Annotated in this window: 16 protein-coding genes; 9 read left to right on the top strand and 7 right to left on the bottom strand. The window is 72.8% G+C overall.

Annotation, left to right across the window (positions count from 1 at the left end; genetic code table 11):
* Positions 1 to 857, bottom strand: an 857-nt coding sequence (locus VGD70_RS20370) for a LysR family transcriptional regulator (RefSeq protein ID WP_331083619.1), incomplete at its 3' end; no start/stop codon positions are given.
* A gap of 70 nt (positions 858 to 927) precedes the next feature.
* Here VGD70_RS20370 and VGD70_RS20365 point away from each other — a divergent pair.
* On the top strand, positions 928 to 1,287 hold the full coding sequence (locus VGD70_RS20365; RefSeq protein ID WP_331083617.1) for an SgcJ/EcaC family oxidoreductase: 360 nt from the start codon (positions 928 to 930) through the stop codon (positions 1,285 to 1,287).
* 87 nt (positions 1,288 to 1,374) lie between these two features.
* On the opposite strand, the gene rnhA is transcribed toward VGD70_RS20365, so the two are convergent.
* A complete protein-coding gene (rnhA, locus tag VGD70_RS20360; protein WP_331083625.1) occupies positions 1,375 to 1,836 on the bottom strand; it encodes a ribonuclease HI in 462 nt (153 codons plus the stop codon).
* A 122-nt stretch (positions 1,837 to 1,958) separates the two neighbouring features.
* On the opposite strand from rnhA, the gene VGD70_RS20355 reads away from it, so the two are divergent.
* Entirely contained in the window at positions 1,959 to 2,477 is a 519-nt protein-coding gene (locus VGD70_RS20355) for a DoxX family protein (protein WP_331083615.1), read from the top strand.
* 92 nt (positions 2,478 to 2,569) lie between these two features.
* Here the strand turns inward: VGD70_RS20355 and VGD70_RS20350 are convergent, their stop codons facing one another.
* Positions 2,570 to 2,773 (bottom strand): cold-shock protein, encoded by a 204-nt coding sequence (locus tag VGD70_RS20350; protein ID WP_331083613.1) that lies wholly within the window; start codon positions 2,771 to 2,773, stop codon positions 2,570 to 2,572.
* Between the two features lie 233 nt (positions 2,774 to 3,006).
* Positions 3,007 to 3,753: a hypothetical protein gene (locus VGD70_RS20345; protein WP_331083611.1), complete on the bottom strand. Its 747-nt coding sequence runs from the start codon at positions 3,751 to 3,753 to the stop codon at positions 3,007 to 3,009.
* Positions 3,754 to 3,831: 78 nt separating this feature from the next.
* On the opposite strand from VGD70_RS20345, the gene VGD70_RS20340 reads away from it, so the two are divergent.
* Positions 3,832 to 4,902 (top strand): DNA topoisomerase IB, encoded by a 1,071-nt coding sequence (locus VGD70_RS20340; RefSeq protein WP_331083609.1) that lies wholly within the window; start codon positions 3,832 to 3,834, stop codon positions 4,900 to 4,902.
* Here the strand turns inward: VGD70_RS20340 and VGD70_RS20335 are convergent.
* Positions 4,841 to 6,220 carry a dihydrolipoyl dehydrogenase family protein gene (locus VGD70_RS20335; RefSeq protein WP_331083608.1) on the bottom strand — a complete coding sequence of 460 codons (1,380 nt, stop codon included), beginning with the start codon at positions 6,218 to 6,220 and terminating at the stop codon, positions 4,841 to 4,843. The genes VGD70_RS20340 and VGD70_RS20335 overlap by 62 nt on opposite strands.
* Before the next feature lie 169 nt (positions 6,221 to 6,389).
* On the opposite strand from VGD70_RS20335, the gene VGD70_RS20330 reads away from it, so the two are divergent.
* The 5 genes from VGD70_RS20330 (at position 6,390) to VGD70_RS20310 (ending at position 15,186) form a co-directional block, all read left to right on the top strand.
* The gene (locus VGD70_RS20330; protein ID WP_331083606.1) at positions 6,390 to 6,902 is read left to right on the top strand and encodes a cupin domain-containing protein; all 513 of its coding nucleotides are present in this window, start codon (positions 6,390 to 6,392) and stop codon (positions 6,900 to 6,902) included.
* A gap of 112 nt (positions 6,903 to 7,014) precedes the next feature.
* Complete coding sequence (locus VGD70_RS20325) at positions 7,015 to 8,607, top strand: TIGR02677 family protein (protein WP_331083604.1); 1,593 nt, start codon at positions 7,015 to 7,017, stop codon at positions 8,605 to 8,607.
* Positions 8,604 to 9,833 (top strand): TIGR02678 family protein, encoded by a 1,230-nt coding sequence (locus VGD70_RS20320; protein WP_331083602.1) that lies wholly within the window; start codon positions 8,604 to 8,606, stop codon positions 9,831 to 9,833. Before VGD70_RS20325 ends, VGD70_RS20320 begins: the two co-directional genes overlap by 4 nt.
* Positions 9,830 to 13,939 carry a TIGR02680 family protein gene (locus VGD70_RS20315; RefSeq protein WP_331083600.1) on the top strand — a complete coding sequence of 1,370 codons (4,110 nt, stop codon included), beginning with the start codon at positions 9,830 to 9,832 and terminating at the stop codon, positions 13,937 to 13,939. Before VGD70_RS20320 ends, VGD70_RS20315 begins: the two co-directional genes overlap by 4 nt.
* A gap of 14 nt (positions 13,940 to 13,953) precedes the next feature.
* Positions 13,954 to 15,186: a TIGR02679 family protein gene (locus tag VGD70_RS20310; protein WP_331083598.1), complete on the top strand. Its 1,233-nt coding sequence runs from the start codon at positions 13,954 to 13,956 to the stop codon at positions 15,184 to 15,186.
* Positions 15,187 to 15,206: 20 nt separating this feature from the next.
* Here the strand turns inward: VGD70_RS20310 and VGD70_RS20305 are convergent, their stop codons facing one another.
* Positions 15,207 to 15,884, bottom strand: coding sequence for an MBL fold metallo-hydrolase (locus VGD70_RS20305; protein WP_331083596.1), 678 nt, complete (start codon positions 15,882 to 15,884; stop codon positions 15,207 to 15,209).
* 39 nt (positions 15,885 to 15,923) lie between these two features.
* Here VGD70_RS20305 and VGD70_RS20300 point away from each other — a divergent pair, with 39 nt between their 5' ends.
* Positions 15,924 to 16,484, top strand: coding sequence for a DUF1349 domain-containing protein (locus tag VGD70_RS20300; RefSeq protein WP_331083594.1), 561 nt, complete (start codon positions 15,924 to 15,926; stop codon positions 16,482 to 16,484).
* On the opposite strand, the gene VGD70_RS20295 is transcribed toward VGD70_RS20300, so the two are convergent.
* Positions 16,467 to 17,270, bottom strand: a complete 804-nt coding sequence (locus tag VGD70_RS20295; protein ID WP_331083592.1) for a maleylpyruvate isomerase family mycothiol-dependent enzyme — start codon at positions 17,268 to 17,270, stop codon at positions 16,467 to 16,469. The genes VGD70_RS20300 and VGD70_RS20295 overlap by 18 nt on opposite strands.
* Positions 17,271 to 17,392 lie beyond the last annotated feature (122 nt).

Below are 17,392 nucleotides of genomic sequence, written 5' to 3'. Positions count from 1 at the left end.
CGGCTGACCAACGCCCGGCCGGCCGGGCCGCTCGGCCCGTCCCCGCGCCAGGCGAAGACCAGCCGGCCGCGTAACGCGGGCCGGTTGATCGTCAGCGAGTGCAGTCGGTCGGCGCGGGCGGCGGCGAACTCGCCCGGCAGGATGGCCGCGCCAAGGCCGTGGGCGGCGAGCTGGGCGAGCACGCCGGGGTCGCTCGCCTCGAAGGCTATGCGCGGGGTGAAGCCCGCCGCGGTGCAGGCCTCGTCCAGGCGGGCTCGCAGGCCCGTGCCGCGCGGCAGGCTGATCAGCGGCCGGCCGCGGAGGGTGTCGAGGGTGATCACCTTGTGCACGGCCAGCTCGTGGTCATGGCTCACGGCGGCCACGATCGGCTGGTCGGTGATCACCTGGACGTCGAGGCCGGGCGGGACCGTGCGGCCGATGCTGACGATCGCGGCGTCGAGGCGGCCGGCGCGCAGGTTCTCGACGAGCTCGTCGGAGTTCGCCTCGGTGAGGGTGATCTCCACGGCCGGGTGGTCGTCGTGGAAGCCGGCCAGCAGGCCCGGCAGGTCGACGTCGTGCGAGGTGACCGTCCCGACGGCGACGTGCCCGCGCAGCAGCCCGGTCAGCTCGTCGACGGCGAGGCGCGCGCCCTCGACCGCGGCCAGTGCGGCGCGGGCGTAGGGGAGGACCGCCGCGCCGACCTCGCTCAGCCGGACCGACCGGCTCGTGCGGGTGAGCAGTTCCTGGCCCAGCTCGCGTTCGAGCCGCCGGATCTGCGCGCTGACCCCGGGCTGGGCGACGTGCACGCGCTCGGCGGCCCGGGTGAAGTTGGCCTCCTCGGCGACGGCCACGAAATACTCGAGCTGACGCAGTTCCATAACCGCTGATTCTAGCCGCGAGACGAACTATCTCTTGGACTTCTGGCCGCGCCCGGCGCAGGGTGGAGTCATGACCACGAACCGAGCAACCGAACCGGAAGACCTGACCAGGCTGTTCGTCGAGCGCGCCAACGCCCGCGACGCCGAGGGCATGGCGGAGCTGTACGCCCCCGACGCGGTGATGGCCTACCCGCCGGGCGCCGCGACCGTCGGCCGGGACGCGATCCGCGCGGTGTTCGAGCGGATGCTGGAGCACGTGCCGCTGCCGTTCCCGACCGAGCCGCCGCTGCCGACGGTCCGCTACGGCGACCTCGCGCTCACCTCGACCCGGTCGGCCGACGACAAGGGCGGCCGCGTCCAGGTGGCCCGCCGCGAGCCGGACGGCACCTGGCTGCGGATCATCGACCGCCCGGAGGCCGCGGCCGGGTGACGTGCCCTCAGCCCAGCGACGTCGGCGTCGGTCCAATGGCGACAGCGTCGGTCCAATGGCGGCAGCGTCGGTTCAGCGGCGTCGGCGTCAGTCCAGCGGTGCGGGCTGCGCGTCGGCGATGGCCTCGTGCATTCCCTTGACGGCCAGGCGGTCGGCGCGCTCGTTGTCCTCGTTGCCGGCGTGGCCCTTGACCCAGTGCCACCGCACCTCGTGGACCGCCGCGGCGGCGTCGAGGCGGCGCCAGAGGTCGGCGTTCTTCACCGGGGTCTTGCCCTGGGTCTGCCAGCCGTTGCGCTTCCAGTTGGTCATCCACTGGGTGATGCCGTTGCGCACGTACGTGCTGTCCGTGTAGAGGTCGACCGCGCAGGGCCGGGTCAGGCTCTCGAGGGCCCGGATCGGCGCCGTGAGCTCCATGCGGTTGTTGGTGGTGGTCGTCGCCTCGCCGCCGCACATTTCCCGCTCGTGGCGCCCGTACTTGAGGACGGCGCCCCACCCGCCGGGGCCGGGGTTGCCACTGCACGCCCCGTCGGTGTGTATCGCCACGGTCACCTTGTCGTCCACCACGTCGTCCACCACGCGAGGACCATATCGGGGCGGGCTTTCGGCGGGTGCGTGAAACGCGGGCGGAGTGGGTACCCGGCGGCAACGGACGTACCGAGGAGGTCCTCCCGATGATCTTGCGCCGGGTCGCTCGCCCGCTGCTGGCGGCCATCTTCGTGTCCGGTGGCATCGAGACGCTGCGTAACCCCAAGCCGCGGATCAAGGCCGCCGAGCCGCTGCTCGACAAGACCGTCGGCCAGGTGCGGGGCAAGCTGCCCGCGCAGCTCCCCACGGACCCGGAGTCCCTGGTCAAGCTCGACGCGGCGGTCAAGATCGGCGCCGGCATCGCGCTGGGGCTGGGCAGGTTCCCCCGGCTGGCGGCGCTGCTGCTGGCCGGCAGCCTGGTGCCGACCACCGCGGCCGGCCACCGGTTCTGGGAGTACGAGGACCCGCAGGAGCGGGCCGCGCACCAGATCCACTTCCTGAAGAACCTCGGCCTGCTCGGCGGCCTGCTCATCGCCGCCGCCGACACCCACGGAAAGCCGTCGGTCACGTGGCGAGCAAAGCGCGCCACCCGCACGGCGACCGGAAAGGTCCAGGACGCGGCGGGTTCGGTGCAGGGCAGCGTCCGCTCGATGATGCCGGGCTGACCACGTCGGCGAAACGAAAACCGGCAGGTCCCGCGCGAAGCGGGGCCTGCCGGTTTCACCACGTTCGGGCTACGCCCGGTGCGTGGGTGAGATCAGAGAAGGGTGACGCCGGTGGCCTGGGGGCCCTTCTGGCCCTGGCCCACCTCGAACTGCACGCGCTGGTTCTCCTCGAGCGACTTGAAGCCGCCGCCCTGGATCTCCGAGTAGTGGACGAACACGTCCGGGCCACCGTCCTCGGGGGCGATGAAGCCGAAGCCCTTTTCGGAGTTGAACCACTTCACGGTGCCCTGAGCCATGCTTTTCTCCTCAACAGGTGTGGATTCGGCGCGCCACCGGTGCGGCGAGCCGGGCTGTCTGTGACGGGGCCTTATCCGACCAAACCCTGGAGGGAATACATCGCGCCCGCAACAAATGTTTCGCGAGCGCAGTAACACGAACACAAAACTAACGACCACCAGAAGACTACCACGCACCCCGCGGCGGCACTCACCGGACGTAACCGCCCCGGCGTGGCTGGTCACCGGCCAGGTCAGGTCCACTCGCCGGTCAGCAGCGGTTCGACGGGATGCGACGTCCGCTCCATGCCGAGCGTCGTGAAGATGTCCGCGGACCGCTCGGTCTCCCGCCGCGGGTGCAGCGACAGGCCCAGCTCCCGGCCGACGTCGGGGCTCGCGCCGATCAGGACGAGCTCGGTGCCGGGGTGGTCGAGGAAGTCCGGCGGGTCCAGGTCGGCGAACCGGCGGCCGGCGAACTTCTCGCGGAGTGCGGGCGGGTAGTCCGGACGTCGGGACGCTGGCATGCCGGTCCGCGGCGGGGCCGGCGCTTCCGGGTTGCGAACCGTGGCGATGAGGCTGGCCTCGGGGTTGATGTTGAGCTCCACCTGGACCGGCCCCGGGTGCTCGGGCAGCTCGAGGGCGTACGCGAGGTGGGTGTGGCCGTCGTGCGACACGATCGCGTACACGCCCTCACCGGCCGGGCGGGCCGGCGGCCGCACCCGGCGGCCGCGCGTCCGGGTCTCGTAGGCGACCGGGTCGAGCTCGTCCTCGATCTCCTCGGCCTTGTCGGTCACCAGATCGACGAAACCCCACGTCCGCTCGTGTTCCTCGATGCCGGGCAGGCGTTTGCGGCCGACGACGACCCGCCGGAAGACCGGCTTGCCGCCCGGTTTCAGGATGACGAAGAAGCGCTGCACGTCGGCCAGGCCGCGCACCTGGTCGACGTCCACGCGGGGGCGGTAGCAGAAGAAGATGTCGCCCTCTTCCAGTGTCCGGGCCATGGGCCCAGGGGTTCCCCCGAAAACCGGCCCTGCACATCGCCGATGGTTGAGTCGCCGCGTGGTGGGCATGTCCGGACGATGAGCGGGCCCGATCCGGTCGTGGCCGAGAGCGCCGGTCTCACCTACGTCACCGACGCGCTGCCCGGCGTCACCAGGCATCGCGGCGACGACGGCTGGGTGTACCGGCGGCCGGACGGCGGCGTCATCACCGATCCCGCCGAGCGGGCGTGGATCGACGCGATCCGGATCCCGCCCGCCTGGACCGACGTGTGGATCAGCCCGACACCCAACGGGCACATCCTGGCCACCGGCCGGGATTCCCGTGGCCGCAAGCAGTATCGCTACCACCCGCGCTGGCGGGAGGTCCGCGACCGGACGAAGTACCACCGGCTGGGCGACTTCGCGGGCGCGTTGCCCGGCCTGCGCCGGCACCTCGAGCGCGACCTGGACCTGCCCGGACTGCCCCGCGAGAAGGTGCTCGCGGCGGTGATCCGGCTGATGGACCTGACGCTGGTCCGCATCGGCAACGAGGAGTACGCCCGGCAGAACCGCACCTACGGTCTGACCACGTTGCGACACGACCACGTGCGGTTCCAGGACCGGACCACGGTGATGTTCGAGTTCCGCGCCAAGTCCGGAAAGGAGCAACGGGTCCTGCTCAGCGATCCGCGGCTGGCCGACGTCGTGCACGCCTGCCACGAGCTGCCCGGCCAGGAGCTGTTCCAGTACGTCGACGACGACGGCAAGGTCGTGGACGTGGGGTCGGCGGAGGTCAACGCCTACCTGCGGGCCATCACCCGGGCGATCTTCACCGCCAAGGACTTCCGCACCTGGGGCGGCACCGTGGTCGCCGCCGAGACCCTCGTCATGCTCGGCTCGCCCCGGTCCGAGCGCGACGCCAAGCGGAAGATCAACGCCGCCATCGACGCGGCCGCCGAGCGGCTCAACAACACCAGGGCGGTGTGCCGCAGGAGCTACGTCTGCCCGGTGGTGCCCGAGTCCTATGTGGACGGATCGCTGGCCGGCACGTTCGCCCGGGTCGGGAAACGCCCGCGGCTGTCGCCCGCGGAGTCCGCGGTCGCCGTGCTCATGTCCCGACCCGACCGAACAGCAGGTTCAGTCCTTCACTCATCGTCGGGTGGCCGATGATCGCGTCCCGCAGCGCCGGGTAGGGCAGGCCGGCCGTCATCGCCAGCTGCACGACGGCGATCGCCTCGCCGGCCTGCGGCCCGAACAGCGCGGCGCCGAGGATCCGGCCGGTGCCCGCCTCGACGACCGCCTTCCACAGCCCGTCGGTGTCGCGCGTCGTGCGGGCCCGGGGGATGTCCGCGACCGGCAGCGTCGCGACCACGACGTCGTGCCCGGCCGCCCTGGCCTGCCGCTCGGTCAGCCCGACCCGGCCGAGCTCAGGGGTGGTGAACACGGTGTGGGGGATGAGCCGGTCGCGGGTGCTGCGGGGCGTGCCGGCGAGGCAGGACTTGATGATCCGGTAGTCGTCCAGCGAGGCGTGGGTGAACCGCGGGCTGCCGGCCACGTCACCGGCCGCCCAGGTGCGCTCGGCGGTGGTGCGCAGGTGCTCGTCGACCTCGATGTAGCCCTCGTCGGTGCGGCGGACCTTCGCGTGCGCCAGGCCGAGCTGGCGGGTGGCGGGCTCGTGGCCGGTCGCGACCAGGATCTCGGTGCCGACGATGTCCGTGCCGTCCACCAGCCGCACGCGCACCCCGGTGTCGGGGTCGCGGTCGACCCATTCGACGTCCTCGGGGATGCGGACGTCGATGCCGTCGCGCCGGAACACCTCGGTCACGGCGGCGGCGATGTCGTCGTCCTCGTCGGGCAGCAGGTGCGGCGCGCGGTCCACGATCGTGACGTGCGCGCCGAGGGCGGCGAATATCTGCGCGAGCTCGCACCCGTCCCGGCCGGCGCCAAGGACGATCAGGTGCTCGGGCAGCCCGGGCAGGGTGATGGCCGACGCGCTGGTCCACGGCTGCGTCGCGACCAGGCCGGGGATGTCCGGCAGGGCCGGCCGGCTTCCGGTGTCGATGACGACCTCGCGGCCGCGGACGACGCGGGTGCCGCCGTCGTCGCGATGCACCTCGACCGTGCGCGGGGCGACGAACCGGGCGGTCCCCAGCACCAGGTCCACCCCGGCCGCCGCGAACTGCTCGCGGTGCGTCGCGACCATGGCCCGCACGACCTCGGTCTCGTGCTCGCGCACCAGGTCGAGGTCGGTCCGCGACCCTTCGACGAGGATGCCGAGGTCCTTGGCCCGGCGCAGGATCCGCTCGACCCGCGCCGAGGCGACGAGTGACTTGGTCGGAACGCAGGCGATGTTGACGCTGTTGCCACCGATCAGGCGGCGTTCGACCATGACGACCGCGCGGCCGGCGCGGGCCTGGTCCACCGCCAGCGCGCGGCCCGCCGCGCCACTGCCGACCACGAGGAGGTCGACCTTCTCCGGTTGGTCCACATGACAGTGCTACTCCTCCGCGCGGACCCGCCGTACCGGCCTGGCACGACAGCTTCCGCGGCGGCCTCTGGTCCCCTCAGGCCGGGTGGCGCGACGCTCACATCCGGCCCGCGACGTGCGACATTCAGTGTGCTCCTGTGCTCCCTCGCTCATCCGGAAAGGCAGTCACGTGACCGTTCCCGATCCCCCGCCCCTGACGGTGGTGCGCCCCGGCGAAGGGCGATCCGAGCGACTCGGCGGCTTCGGCGTGGACTTCAAGCTGTGGGGCCACGACACGGGTGGCGTCATGTCGGTGGTCGAGCACCCGTTCGCGGTGGGTGCCCTGGTGTCGCCGCACCTGCACACCCGCGAGGACGAGTGCTCGATCGTCACCGAGGGCGAGATCGGCTTCCGCTCCGGTGATCGTGAGGTCGTCCTCGGCCCCGGCGGCTACGTCACCAAGCCGCGCGGCGAGCTGCACGCGATGTGGAACGCGGGCAGTGTCCCGGCGCGGATGATCGAGATCATCACCCCGGCCGGCTTCGAACACTTCTTCCGCGAGCTGTACGACCTGGTCGCCGCCGGCCCGCCCGAGCCTTCCGACGCCGCCGCCCTCGCCGACCGCTACGGCTTGCACTTCGAACAACCCGGCTGGCTGCCCGACGTCATCGCCCGCTACGGCCTGGACGCGCCCGGCTCCTGACCGGTCACCATGACCTTGCCGGCCGCGAGCGCACCACTCGTCGAGTCCCGGATCGATGCCCGGGGTGTGGCGGTACGCGGGAGTGTCGGGGCGGTCGGCCACAATGGGGCCCGTGACCAGGGACCAGCGGAACCCGGAAGCTGACGTCGAAACCCTGCCCCGGCAGCCGTTCGCGCACCTGAGCGCACCGAACGCGCCGATGTACCGCGACGTGCTGATGACCTTCGCGCGGGCCAGGGACCGGTTCATCGTGCACATGCGCCCCGAGGACGTCATCGCCGATCTCGGCCGCCCTGGCGAGACCGACGAGGTGGTCGCCGCGCTCGACAAGCTCGTGGAGTGGGGCAACCTCCGGGCCGACCCGGACACCAGCCGGGTGACGAGCGTCGAGGACTTCCACCGCGCTCGCTACCTGTACCAGCTGACCGGGGCCGGGCAGGCTGCCGAGCAGGCGATCGCGGTCTACGAGGAGGCCATCGGCCGGCGTGGCTCGCTGCAGTCCGTCGCGCTGGCCGACATCGCCGCCCAGTTGCGCGCGCTGGCCGAGATGGCCGGCGATCCCGACCCCGCGAAGGTGCACCTGCTGCTGCTCGGGCTGGCCGAGCGGTTCGCCGGGCTGGCCGACAACGCCCAGGCGTTCATGGCCTCGCTGCGCCGGGTGATCGACTTCGCCGATGGCGACGTCGACGCGTTCGTCGCCTACAAGCAGCGGCTCATCGACTACATCAACCGCTTCATCGCCGACCTGGCCAACCGAGGGGCCGAGATCGCCACCGTGCTCGTCCGTATCGAGTCGGCCGGCGTGGAGCGGTTGCTCCTCGTCGCCGCTCGTCGTGAGGCCGCCGACGCGGTGCCCGACCTGCCTACCGGCCAGGAAGAGGCGGCCGACGCCTACGAAGAGGCCGTCGCCGGATCGCTGAACGACTGGCGCAACCGCTGGCGCGGCCTGCGGGACTGGTTCGTCTCCGCCGACTCGCGCCACCCGTCGCAGGCCCGGCTGCTGCGTGGCGCGGCGGTCACCGCCATCACCCAGCTCATCGACACGGTGGCCGCGTTCAACGAGCGCCGGTCCGGCCGCTCGGACCGGTCGGCCGACTTCCGCACCCTGGCCCTGTGGTTCGCCGAGGCGCCGGACGACGCGGCGGCACACGCGCTGTGGCGGGCGGCGTTCGGCCTCACGCCCGCCCGGCATCTGACCGTCACCCCCGACACCATCGCCGAGTGGGACCAGGAACGGCCGTCGCCGAACACCCCGTGGCGGGAGGCGCCGCCGGTGCGGATCAGCCCGCAGCTGCGCAAGACAGGCTCCTACGAGCGGCGTGGCCGGCCCAACCGGGTGGCCGACCGCGCCGGCCAGCGCCAGTTGCTGGCCGCCCAGGCCGCCCGCGAGGCCGCCGAGACCGGCGCGGCCCGCGAGCGGCTCCGCACCGGCGGGCCGGTGCTGCTCTCCGCGCTGGGCACGTTGGACACCAGGGCGTTCCGGTTGTTCCTCGGCCTGCTCGGCGACGCGCTCTCCGCCCGGTCGCCCGGCGACACGGAGGTACGCACCACCACCGGCGACGGCACGATGGAGATCCGGCTTTCGCTGGTTCCCGATGGCGGCACCGTGGTGATCCCGACCGAAGAGGGGGAACTGCGCGGTCCGCAGCACCTCGTCGAGATCGTCGACCTGACGGCGGCCCGCAGCCGCGCCGGAGCGGCGTGACCACCGCGGTCACCGGCGAGAACGCGGCGCAGCGCCGCACGGCGCTGCGTGCGTTGCTGGCCAAGCCGCTGCTGACCGCGGGCGCGGACGACGAGACGTTGCGACTCGTCCGCCGCCATGTCGCCGACCTCCGCGAATGGCTGGCCGCCGAGACCGGCTGGCGGCTGGTGGTGGACACGGACTCCGCGCGGTTGTTCAAAACGGCCGGCAACGGTGACGACGGCACCCATCCCGCGCGGGACGGCAAGGGCCGGCCGGCGTTCGGCCGCCGTCGTTACGTGCTGGCATGCCTGGCGCTGTCGGTGCTGGAGCGGGCCGACGCGCAGATCACCCTCGGCCGGCTCGCCGAAGGAGTGCTGGTCGCGGCGGGCGAGCCCGAACTGGCCGAGGCCGGCATCGAGTTCACCCTGAGCCGCCGGGACCAGCGCTCGGACCTGGTCGCGGTGGTCCGCCTGCTGCTCGGCCTCGGCGTGCTCGAGCGGGTCGCCGGGGACGAGGACGCCTATCTGACGGCCACCGGCGACGTCCTGTACGACGTGCGCCGCCGGGTGCTGGCGGTACTGCTCACCGGTGGCCGCGGCCCGTCGACGGTCGAGAAGTCCGGGCACGTGGATCGTCTCGCCGAACTGACCAGCGAGCCCGTGCCCGACACCGACGACCTGCGCAACCGGGCGCTCCGGCACCGGGTGACCCGCCGCCTGCTGGACGATCCGGTCGTCTACTACGACGAGCTCACCGACGACGAGCGTGGCTATCTGGTCGGCCAGCGGCACGCGATCACCCGGCGGATCGAGCAGGCCACCGGCCTGGTCGCGGAGATGCGGGCCGAGGGCATCGCGATGGTCGACCCGGACGACGAGCTGACCGACGTGCGCATGCCGGAACAGCGCACCGACGGGCACGTGACCCTGCTGGTCGCCGAGTACCTGGCGCGCCGGGCACGGAACGGCGAGCCGGTCGCGCTGGACCGGCTGCGCACCCATGTCCGGGTCATGGCCAGGGAACACGAGACCTATTGGCGGCGCGGGGTCACCGAGCCGGGCGCCGACGCGGAGCTGCTCGCCGTCGCGCTGGACAAGCTGCGTGCTCTGCGACTCGTCGCCGACGTCCCCGGCGAGCCGCCCGCGGTGATCGCCCGGCCGGCGATCGCGCGTTATGCCGTGCAGGCGCCGACCATCCGCACCGGGCCGGCGGACCGTTCGACGAGGAAGGCGCACCCCAAGTGATCGGTCCTACGCCACATCGTGCGCGCTGGCAGCCGTTGCGGGCAGGGCTGGTCGACCTGTTCTACTACGACGCCGAGGAGTTCCACTTCCACGACGGCCGGCTGTTGCTGCGTGGCAACAACGGCACCGGGAAGTCGAAGGTGCTCGCGCTGACGCTGCCGTTCCTGCTGGACGGTGAGCTCGCCGCGCACCGGGTCGAGCCGGACGGCGACCGCAACAAGCGCATGGAGTGGAACCTGCTGCTCGGCGGCAAGCATCCCCATCCGGAGCGGCTGGGCTACGCCTGGCTGGAGTTCGGCCGGTTGCTTGCCGATGGCACGGCCGAGTACCGGACGATCGGCGCGGGACTCAAAGCCGTGTCGGGGCGCGGCATCGCCCGGCACTGGTTCTTCGTCACCAGCCAGCGAATCGGTCGTGACCTGTCCTTGCTGAGCCCGACCCAGGTCGCCCTGACCAGGGAGAAGCTGCGCGACGCCGTGGACGGGCACGGCACGGTGTACGACACCGCGTCGGACTACCGCCGGGCCGTGGACGAGGCGCTGTTCGGGTTGGGCACGCACCGGTACGAGGCTCTGGTCAACCTGCTGATCCAGCTGCGCCAGCCGCAACTGTCCAAGAAGCCGGACGAGAGGTTGCTGTCCCGCGCGTTGACCGAGGCGCTGCCGCCGCTGGATCCCGCGCTGGTCACCACGGTCGCCGAGGCATTCCGCGGACTGGACGAGGAGCGGGAGGCGCTGCGCGGGCTGGCCGAGGCGAAGTCGGCCGCCGACGCGTTCCTCACCCACTACCGCCGCTACGCCGGCATCGCGGCCAAGCGGTGCGCCACACCCGTGCGACAGGCGCACAGCCGCTATGAGCAGCTCGGTCGTGAGCTGGGCGATGCCGAGACCGCGCATGGGGCGGCACATGAGGCGCTTGAAGCCGCCGAGGAACAGCTCGAGGAGCTGGCCGCGGTCAAGATCGCGCTGGAGGCCCGGCGAACCGCGTTGCAGCAGAGTCCCGAGATGCGCGACGCCGAGGCGTTGAAGACGGCCGGCCAGGACGCCGACCGGCTCGGAAAGTTCGCCGTGGGCAGGGAAGCCGACCGGCGCTCGGCGCAGGAGACGGCCGGGCGCCGGGAAGCGCAGCTGGTCCAGGCCCGGGCAGATGCCGAGGCCGAGGGCGTGGCCTTCCGTGCCGCCAAGGTTGCCGCTGCTGACGCCGCGGCCGCGGCCCTGCTGGCCGCGGGACACGAGGCGATGCTGGCCGAGCTGGACGCGGAGGCACCGCCGTTCGCGGGCGCCAGCCGGACGGGCGACGCGCTGATCGAACGGCAGGTCTCGGCGCTGTCCCGGTTGGAGGTGCTGCTCGGCAAGGCTCGAGCCGCGGACACCGCGCTGCGTGCCGCCCGTGCGGACGTCGACCGGATCACCGGCGAGCAGCACGCCGCCGCCGATCGGATCGCCTCGGCCGGCGAGTTCGTGACCGACCGCGCGGCCGCCCTGCTCGCGGCCTACACCCGCTACGTCACAGGGGCCGATCACGTGCGGGTGGCCGAGCCGGAGGACGTGCTCGCCGCGCTGGACGCGTGGACCGAAACGCCGACCGGCCCGAACCCCGCCGCGTCGGCGGTGGACGACGCGGCCCGGAAGGCGACCGCCGAGCTGAGCCGCCAGCAGGCGGAGGTGGACGCGCGGCGGGCCGAGGCCGAACGCGAGCACGCGGCGACCGAGGAGGAGATCAGCCGGCTGCGGGAGGGTGGCCACGATGTCCCGCCGCAGCCGTACACCCGCGACGAGCGGACCAGGAACGGGCGAGCCGGCGCGCCGCTGTGGAAGGTCGTGGACTTCACCGCGGGCGTGCCCGACGACCATCGGGCGGGCATCGAAGCGGCCCTGGAGGCGGCCGGGATCCTCGACGCCTGGGTGACTCCGGACGGCGAGCTGCGCGACGCCGTGCGGGATGACGTCATCGTCGGTTCGGGCGATCCCGTTCCCGGCGGCGGCCTGACCGCGGTGCTGGCCCCGGCCGTCGACCGGGACGACCCGCTGGCCGCCGTGCTCACCGATGACGCGGTCGGCTCGGTGCTGGCCTCGATCGGCCTCGGTCCCGGCTCGTCCACGTGGGTCGGCGCCTGGATCGACGTCGACGGCCGGTTCGTCAACGGCCCGCTCACCGGCTCCTGGCACAAGCCTGTCGCCTCATACATCGGCGAGGGAGCGCGGGAGGCCGCGCGCCGGGCCCGGCTCGCCCAGCTCGAGGAGGAGTTGGCCGGCATCGGGAACCGGCTCGCCGGACTGGCCGAGATCGCCGCCGGCCTGGCCGACCGGGCCGAAGCACTGGTCGCCGAGCAGCGCGCCCGGCCGTCGGACGCCGAGCTGCTGGAGGCGCACGTCAAGCTCGCGGGCGAGCACGAGACCAAACGCCGGGTCGACACGGCACTGGCCGAGGCGGCGGCCGTCACGGTCGAACGGGAGAAGGCGGCCCACGCGGCGCGGGCCGAGGTGGCCGAGTTCGCCGGTGACGTCGGGCTGCCCTCGGATGACCAGGCGCTGGCGGCGGTGCGCGGCGCGGTCGGGGACTACCGGGTGGCGCTGGCCGGGTTGTGGCCGGCGGCGCGGGCCGCCGACCGGGCACGCAGGGACGTGACACAGGCTGAACAGGAGCTGACCTCCGCGGCGGAGGCGTTGGCGCAGAACATCATTGCCGCCGACCGGGCGCGCGAGGAGGCGGAGGCGGCGGCCGAACGCCACCGGGTGCTGGTCGAGACGGCCGGCGCCGGAGTGGACGAGCTGTACCGGAAACTGGCCGCCGTCGACACCGAGCTGAACACGCGCGACGAGCACGAGCGAAACGCCCGCAAGGCCGCGGACCGGGCCCGCGACGAACGCGGCAAGGCCGAGGGCAGGAAGGAAACGCTGCGGGAGTCGATCGATCTCGCGGCCGCCGAACGCGACCACGCCGTCGGCGCGTTGCGTGCCTTCGTCGCCACCGGGTTGCTGCACACCGTGCTGCCGGACGTGGCGGTGCCCGACCCGGCGACGGACTGGGCGCCGACCCCGGCCGTCGCCGCGGCCAGGGCCGTCAACGCCGCGCTGGACCCGGTCGACGACGCCGACCGGCCGTGGGAACTGGTGCAGCAGCGCGTGTCGGCCGAGCACAAGCTGCTCACCGACGCGCTGTCCCGGCACGGGCACTCGGTCGGCATGACGGTCCGCGACGGCATCATCGTGGTGGACGTGCTGTTCCAGGGCCGCAACCGGGACATCCCCACGCTGGTCGCGGGGCTCGACGTCGAGACGGAGCACCGGGCCACGCTGCTGTCCGCCAAGGAGCGGGAGATCCTGGAGAACCACCTGGTGAACGAGGTGGCGGGCACGCTCCAGGAGTTGATCACCGGCGCGGAGAGCCAGGTGACGGCGATCAACGCGGACCTGGCGGACCGCCCGACCTCGACCGGCATGCGGCTGCGCCTGCAATGGCGGACGGCACGCACCGCGCCGGAAGGGCTGAGCAGGGTGCGCGACCGGCTGCTGCGCCAGACCGCGGACGCCTGGAGCGCCGAGGACCGCGCGGCGGTCGGCGCCTTCCTGCAGGAGCAGATCAACCGGGAGCACGCCGAGGACACCTCGAGCGGCTGGGTGGAGCAGCTGACCAGGGCACTGGACTATCGCGGCTGGCACGAGTTCACCATCCAGCGCTACCAGGACGGCCAGTGGCGCCCGGCGACCGGCCCTGCCTCGGGCGGTGAGCGGGTGCTGGCCGCGTCGGTGCCGCTGTTCGCCGCGGCGTCGTCGTTCTACACGTCGGCCGGCAACCCGCACGCGCCGCGCCTGATCGCGCTGGACGAGGCGTTCGCGGGCGTGGACGACGACTCCCGCGCGAAGTGTCTGGGCCTGCTGGCCGCCTTCGACCTGGACGTGGTGATGACCAGCGAGCGCGAGTGGGGCTGCTACCCACAGGTGCCCGGCCTGGCCATCGCGCAGCTCACCCGCCGCGACGGGATCGACGCGGTACTGGTCACCCCGTGGCGGTGGGACGGCCGCGAGCGGCTCCGACTCGACCGCCCGGCGTCCTACCTGCCGGCCACCCCGACCGACGATCTCGCCGACGCGCTGTTCGAGTGATGGACGAGTCCCGGTTGCACAGGTTGCTGGGTGGTGAGCACACCGCCTGGCTGCTCGACCGGGTACGCCGCCGGCTGGAGCTGGGCAAGCCGGTGACGGGAACGGTGACACTCGCCGAAGCCGGCCTGGAGCAGCGACGCGCGATGGAGCGGCTGCTGGGCCGCCGTGCCGGCGCCGGCACGTCGCTGACGGTGTCACTGGACGAGGTCGACGCGGTACTGCGGTCCAGTGGCGCCGCCCCGGACGGGCTGACGGCGGCGGCTCACACCCTGTTCGGCAACGTGTCCGACCGAGTGGCGATGGAGGCCGCGGAGGCCGAAGCGTGGTCGGCGGCGTGCGCACCGCTGGACGAACTCGTCGAGCGGCGTCCCGAGCTGACGACCTGGCGCACCTGGCTGGACACGACCGGCATGCTCCGCAGGGTGGCGGCGACCCCCGTCGACGCGACGGCGCTCGTGGAAGCGCTGGTGCGGGTGTTGGACGCAGTGCCGTCGACCGGCCTCGCCCTGGGTCGCCTCGCCGCGGCGGCCACGGGTGACGCGCACGCGCTGGACGACGGCAGGCCGCTGTCCACACTGTCACTCGGCGCGGTTCGCGCGCTGGCCGGCGCGGCCCCGGCCGGCGACGGTTCGGCCTTCGAACGCCGTGCGGCCTGGGCGGCGGTGGGAGTGCACCGCGACGAGCTGTCCTCGTCGGTGCTGTGCACGGGGTTGCCCGGCGGAACCGCGACCACCGTCGGCAGGATGGCCGCGCTGGCCCGCGAGGTCGGGGAGCCGTGTGTGCTGACGTTGCGCCAACTCGGTCGTGACCGGCCCGCTCTCGGTGCGGGCGACGCCCTGGTGCGGGTGTGCGAGAACCCGATCGTGGTTGCCAGCGCCGCCGACGAGCTGGGCCCCGACTGCCCGCCCCTGGTGTGCCTGAGCGGCCACCCGTCCGCGGCGGCGCTCCGCCTGCTCACGCTGCTGGTCGCCGACGGCGCTCACCTCGCCTACCACGGCGACTTCGACTGGGGCGGCATCCGCATCGCCAACGCGCTGCGCGAGCGCTTCGCCTGGCAACCATGGCGATTCGACGCACCGGCCTACCGATCAGCGCTCACCTCGGTGACCGGCGGCGCACTGACCGGCCGCCCAGCCGACGCGACCTGGGACCCGAACCTGCGCCCCGCTCTCGAACAGCACGGCATTCACGTCCAGGAAGAACTCGTGCTCCCCGAACTCATCGCCGATCTCCGGTCCAGTCGCTGAACCGATCGGCCGACACCGTCCTACCAGCCGCGTTCGCGCCACTCGTCAAGGCGCGGCCGTTCCGCGCCGAGCGTGGAGTCGTCGCCGTGGCCTGGGTAGAACCAGGTGTCGTCCGGCAGCTTGTCGAAGATCCGCGACGTCACGTCGTTGACCAACGAGGTGAAGTCGGCCGGGGACGATGTCTTCCCGACGCCGCCCGGAAAGAGCGAGTCGCCCGTGAAGAGGTGGGGGTGGCCGGTCGGATCGCGGTACAGGAGGGCCACCGAGCCTGGGGTGTGGCCGCGCAGGTGGATCACCTCGAGGGCGCAGTCGCCCACCGAGACGGTGTCGCCGTGGTCCACGAAGCGGTCGGGGGGCACGGGGAGCGGGTCGGCGTCCAGGGCGTGGGCGATGGTGTTCGCGCCGTACGCGCCGGCGACGGCCCCCAGCGCGGCCCAGTGGTCCCGGTGCTGGTGCGTCGTCACGATGGTGCGCAGCGTCGGGCGGTTGTCGTCGTGGCCGATGAGGTCCGACAGGCGCTCCGGGTCGTTCGCGGCGTCGATCAGCAGGGCCTCCTGGGTGGCCCGGCAGACCAGCAGGTACGCGTTGTTGTCCATCGGCCCGACCGAGATCTTGGTGATGGTCAGCGCGTCCAACGTGCGCCGGGCCGCCGGGCCGCCGGGCTCGACGTGACCGCTGTAGTCCTCGACAACATCCACGGCCGCGACCCTAGCGCGCCCCGGCGCCGCGCTGACAGCATGGCCGACATGATCACGGGCTGGCGCTGGCTGAACGAACCCACCACGTGGACCGCCGAGGGCGACACCCTCGTGATCACCACGGACCCCGACACCGACTTCTGGCGCACCACCCACTACGGCTTCGTCCGCGACACCGGGCACATCCTCGGCACGGACGTCGACGGCGACTGGGAGCTCACTGCCACCTTCGAGGGCGACTACCGCGAGCAGTACGACCAGGCGGGCATCGCGATCCGGGTCGACGAGCGGAACTGGATCAAGAGCGGCATCGAGCTCGTCGACGGCCGCCAGCAGATCTCCGCCGTCGTGACCAGGGAGTTCTCCGACTGGTCGGTGGTGCCCGTGGACAGCCCGCGCGCGGTCACGATCAAGGCCGAGCGCACCGGCGACACCGTCACCATCAGCTACGGCCTCGACGGCGCGGAACCGGCGACCATGCTGCGGCTGGCCTACCTGCCGCCGGACCGGACGGCGACCGCCGGCGTGATGGCCGCGTCGCCCACCGGCAAGGGCTTCGCGGCCACCTTCACCGGCATCGACCTAACCCCACGCGGGTAGCACCGGCACGTCCCCGTCGAGCTCGGCGCCGTCGCCGCGCCCGGTGAGCCACGCGATCACCTGCGCGGCCTCACCGGACACCTGGTGCACGTCCCCGTCGGCCCCGCCGACGAGGTCCCACACCCGCTCCGCACCGTCGGGCAGCGTGACCCGCAGGTGCACCGACGGCCCGTCCGGCCGGCCGACGAGCCGGGACACCGCGGTGGCGAGCAGGCCCTCGACCTGCTCGTCCGGAATGTCCGCGAACCCGACCGAGACGTCGAGGTCGACCATGTGCACCCACAGCTCGAACAGGCGCATCGACGGGATGTTGGCCGCCGGGAAGACCATCGACGCGCGCCCGGCGACCGTGGCCGCCCACTGCGAGTCCGACAGCCGGTCGCTGGCGGCGGCGAACCGGTCGCTGGCCGCGCGCAGGTCCTCCTGCACGACCTGGGCGAGCCGGTCCGCGCCCTCCTCGATGGCGGCGTCGCGGTCGGCTGTGCTCAGGTACATTGGATGTTCGACGCCGGTTCGGGCCCACATGAGCAGGTTCACGAACCCGTCGGCATTGCGCGCGATGTGGCTCACCACATGAGCGCGTGACCACCCCGGCAATCGGCTCGGTTGGTGCATCCGTTCGTCGTCGAGCTTCCCGACGGCCTGCCCCAGTCTCTCGGTGACCGCCCGCACGTCGGCGAGGCACCGCCTGGCCTCGGCCGCCGCCGACAGCTCGTTCGCTCGACGCTGTTCGGGTACGCCGTCGTGTCGGACGGACGCTTCCGATGAGATGCTGGAGCCAGTCATACCGCCATCCCCGCGAGTCGGTAGTTCAGAATGGGTTTGCACCAGACCTGGTCTCACCAGCGTAGGTGAGCATCGCCCACCTGGGGTAGCCGCCCAGCTCCGGACGTCCGCCGCAGAAATTG

This window comes from Actinophytocola sp. (assembly GCF_036402745.1).
In the GTDB taxonomy this organism is placed as follows: Bacteria; Actinomycetota; Actinomycetes; order Mycobacteriales; family Pseudonocardiaceae; genus Actinophytocola.
Note: the sequence above shows the minus strand (reverse complement) of the source record. Positions and strands in the feature narration are given on the sequence as shown.